General features: G+C 44.6%; 4 protein-coding genes. 3 read left to right on the top strand and 1 reads right to left on the bottom strand.

The features are described from left to right. Nucleotides 1-185 (bottom strand): hypothetical protein (locus tag ACYQ8U_RS22710; RefSeq protein ID WP_459947843.1); only part of this gene is annotated, 185 nt, incomplete at its 3' end. Nucleotides 186-1,230: 1,045 nt separating this feature from the next. Between ACYQ8U_RS22710 and ACYQ8U_RS22705 the strand changes: the two genes are divergently transcribed. The 3 genes from ACYQ8U_RS22705 (at nt 1,231) to ACYQ8U_RS22695 (ending at nt 3,831) form a co-directional block, all read left to right on the top strand. After that, complete coding sequence (locus tag ACYQ8U_RS22705) at nt 1,231-1,677, top strand: MarR family winged helix-turn-helix transcriptional regulator (protein ID WP_459947842.1); 447 nt, start codon at nt 1,231-1,233, stop codon at nt 1,675-1,677. Next, nucleotides 1,677-3,035, top strand: a complete 1,359-nt coding sequence (lpdA, locus tag ACYQ8U_RS22700; RefSeq protein WP_459947841.1) for a dihydrolipoyl dehydrogenase — start codon at nt 1,677-1,679, stop codon at nt 3,033-3,035. The genes ACYQ8U_RS22705 and lpdA overlap by 1 nt, the downstream gene beginning before the upstream one ends. 160 nt (nt 3,036-3,195) lie before the next feature. Next, a complete protein-coding gene (locus tag ACYQ8U_RS22695) occupies nt 3,196-3,831 on the top strand; it encodes a DUF1638 domain-containing protein (protein ID WP_459947840.1) in 636 nt (211 codons plus the stop codon). Nucleotides 3,832-4,040: the final 209 nt, after the last annotated feature.

Genomic DNA, 4,040 nt, shown 5'->3' with positions numbered 1-4,040 from the left:
ATTTGCCTCCAACCCAGAAGGGAAGAATGATGCAGTACTGTGAAAGTCTTATCCATCATAGAGCAGTCTTCCTGCGGAAACAAGAAGCGGTTTCGAAATTTCTCTGAAATATGAATCAATCTCCGCAGGATTAAAACGGGATTTTCATCGCGCAAATTCCAGACGATCCCAACCAGCCGTTCCATTAGATACTGACCACTGATTCCGTTACATTCCTGCCAGTGGATAAGGACAGTAGCGACGCATAGAACCAACGGCAGAGAACCATTAATGATGAAGATCCAGCAAAGGAGGGTGCCATGCCAGGCTATCGAGCAATTCAAACTGAAGATTTGTAATACCAACCATAAAAATTCCATAGATTAGCCTGGTTGAGGTGTTTTCCTGATCATTTGGTTCCTGACCATGGTAAAATAGCACGACCGAAATGGAGCATTCCGACACTACCGAAAATTCAAAATTATTTTCGAAAAACAGTACCAAATGGAGCGGTTTCAATTATTTCTGTTTCCAGAGAATCAAGAGAAATGCTCCATTTTCAACATGGGGGAATGAGGGGTTGGTTTTTGTGAAAGGGCGGGTCCGCAGTCGATCAGGAGCGAGGCTATTTCACAAAAACGAAAGGAAAAACCAGATGGCATGGCGACAATGAGATTGTCCACTGCGGGCCGTGGGCGTGCTATAAGTATCTTAAGCAAATGAGTTATCGCAGATGTGGCCAAAAGTGAGAGCAGGATAAACACTCCTTCTGTACTCTTCTGCAGAGAGAAAAAAATGGCACAGAGAAGAGCACTCAGCGGGAGAAGGATGGCGAGGGAGCCAAGCCAGGTAACCGTTGCGAAAAAACTGTCCATAGTAGTCTCTTCTGTTGGAGCTGATGGTATGAGATTCAGTGATAGGCAATCGCCTTTGGTGATTCCACCGTTAACGGCTATTTCCACACGAATGTGTACAGTACCTCAATCTAAAGTTTTCGTCCATTTGAGGCTCAAAGTCTTAGCGTGGGTTTTCGTACCGTTGGGCTTCAAAACCCATGCTTATCTGACGCCGCTTTGAACTATCCTATTGCGGTATATTATAGGAATTGGTTCCGCGCCTCTACCTGAACAGTTCTTCTGATACCATTTTCCGGAAATTTACCCCTTGACAATACATAGCCGGCTATGTATCGTGTTGTTGGTATTTACATAGTCGACTATGGAATTAAGTAAAACGAAGGATATAAAGAACATGAATGAAAACCTCTGCTACAAACTGAATTATCTTTCTCGGCTATTATTGTCACAATTAAACGACCAAATAAAACCGTACGGTGTAACCCAGGGGCAACTTCCCGTGCTTTGTTGTCTGGATGAAGATGATGGGCAGACCCAGGTGGAACTTTGTAAAAACGTGCAAGTGGAACAACCGACCATGGCGAACACACTGCGACGAATGGAACGGGATGGTTTGATCTACAGGGAAAATAGTGAGCACGACAAACGTCAGTCGAGAATATTTATCACCGAACCTACCCGGCCAACTGTAGCAGTCTTAAAGAAGAAAAGAGATGAAGTTGTTGCAAGGATGACGCAGCACATGTCAGAGAAAGAACTGGAGATGTTCAGCCGACTTTTGGATGTAGCCACACAAACACTGGAACAAACAGAATCAGACGAATCAAAAATGGAGAAGTAATGAATACCTTTGATGTTGTAATTATAGGTGGTGGCCCCGGTGGATTGGCAGCAGGAATCATGTTAAACCAAGCTGGCAAATCTGTCGCAATGATTCAGGAAGAACAGGACAGCTACGGTGGGATTTGCCTTAACCGCGGTTGTATGCCTACCAAATCGTTACTTAAGGCGGCGGCAGCCTATCGCCATGCTAAAGAGTGTGGAAAATACGGATTGGATGTGGCCCCCCAACCTATCAATTTAAAACGTTTACAGGCTGTTACTCAAAATGACCTTGCCACATTACGCGGAATGACCCAATTGATGGTGACAGGGGAAAATATCACCACCTTCCGCGGTAAAGGTTCTTTTGCATCAGACCATGATATCATCATAACGAAGACAGAAGGCAGTACCGAACAGGTGAGGGGGGAATTGATCATTATCGCAACCGGATCGAAACCTGTTGAACTTCCTTTTGCCCCTTTTAACGGTAAAAATATCCTTTCCAGTGACCAAATTCTTCAAAACACTGAACTGCCATCAAGTTTATTGATTATCGGCGGTGGTGCTATTGGCTGTGAATTCGCCACGCTGTACAACACGTTTGGTAGCAAGGTCATTCTGGTCGAAGCTTTGGATACCCTTTTGCCGCGTGAAGATCAGGAAGCCGGCAGAATGTTACAAGATGCTTTTACACTACAAGGCATCCAAGTCAAAACAGAAACAATGATTGAACAGTTGATCCTAGAAGAAGATAAGGTCACGATTCACTATAAGGATTGCGATAAGACGAACACCGTGGACAAAGTTCTGGTCGGAGTTGGCCGTAAACCGAATATTGACAGCTTGAACCTGGGTGCCGCCGGAGTAAAAACTGAACGCGGTGCCGTCAAGGTGAATGAATATTTTCAAACCAGCACTCCACATATATATGCTATAGGCGATGCTGCCGGTGGTTTAATGCTGGCTCACGTCGCAGAAAAAGAAGGGCAGCTGCTTGCGCAAAATCTGTGTCAAGGAACAACCGCTACCTTAAATGAAAGCGCTGTACCAAGGGTTGCATTCTGTCACCCTGAGGTGGCGGCAGTGGGGATAAACCATGAAAGTAGCGACATCAGATCGTTCACGATGCACCAGGTTCCCAATGGCCGTTCTGTAGTGGACAAAGTAGCACCGGCTTTTGTCAAGCTTTTTATAAGAAACGATAGTTCCGAGATCGCTGGAGCGATCATCATCGGTGAAGCAGCTACAGAGATGATCCATGAGATGGCATTGGCCGTCGAAAACCGTTTGACTCTGGAGAAGGTTGGAAAGACAATTCACGCCCATCCTACACATTCGAAAAGTGTTGTTTCGGCAGTTCTCCATGCCAGTTAAAGCAAGAAAGGATGAAACACAATAGTGAATGACAAAATCCATGGGTTTCGCGGCCCATGGATTATCCGATTAACAAGATGCTTCCTTCTGCCTGTTGATACGATCAAGGAAATACGAGTTCGGTAAAACGGTTTCAAAATCAAAATAAAGGGAGACGCCCATGACAAACTTATCGTTTAAAAACACTGCCATTGTTGCCTGCGGTACCATGAGTCCTGAACTCAACCATCTCAAAGAGAAGGGATTCCTCGACACGGATTACCTGTTTTATACAACCCCAGGGCTTCACCAAGATATCCATGAGCTGGAAAAACAGTTAATCAAGTTTGTTGTAAAGGCGAAAGAGAAAGTCCGAGATGTTATAGTTGTTTATGGCGGTAAATATTGTTATGTCAACCCGGACCACCCCACACGGTTGATGGAAACCATTATCCATGAGCAAGGCCTTCATGTCACTCGAGTTGAGACTACCCACTGCATGGGGATGTTGGCTAGCAACGATGAACTTGAGCATATCAAAAAGGAACTTGCCGGAGGAGAACCGGTTTGGTTCATGACACCTGGATGGGTCAAATACCGGTCCCAGGTTTTTAAGGGTTGGGACAACACCACGGCAAATGAAAATTTTCCGCGCCATACAGGTGGTGCAATTGTGCTTGACGGCATAGGATACCTCGACAAATACATGGCCGAACAGCCTGAAGAATTTCTTGAATACTGCGACTGGATGGGTATCTCCATGCAGGCATATCCAATTACCCTGGACCGGTTTAAAGGACTTTTGGCTGATCAATGACGAAACAAAAGAATACGTTTATTGTTTTTTCCTGATGTTCTTCAGGAAAATTAAAGCTGACAAGTTATCGCATAATTCGATGGATTGAGTTCCATCTTCTTTCTAATCAAATCTGAAATAAGATTTGCTTTGCCAATGAAAGGATATTGTGAGGTTTACCGGGTTAAGACTGTTCCTGAATTTTGTAGAGATCTTACAACAAAACAGTC

It is taken from the genome of Desulfocastanea catecholica (assembly GCF_054657295.1).
The sequence above is the reverse complement of the archived record's forward strand: the minus strand, read 5'-3'. Positions and strand labels throughout refer to the sequence as shown.

Excerpts from the sequence above, each read along its gene's own strand:
- lpdA (WP_459947841.1), top strand. The coding sequence starts at position 1,677 with ATGAATACCTTTGATGTTGTAATTATAGGTGGTGGCCCCGGTGGATTG.
- ACYQ8U_RS22695 (WP_459947840.1), top strand. The coding sequence starts at position 3,196 with ATGACAAACTTATCGTTTAAAAACACTGCCATTGTTGCCTGCGGTACC.
- ACYQ8U_RS22705 (WP_459947842.1), top strand. The coding sequence starts at position 1,231 with ATGAATGAAAACCTCTGCTACAAACTGAATTATCTTTCTCGGCTATTA.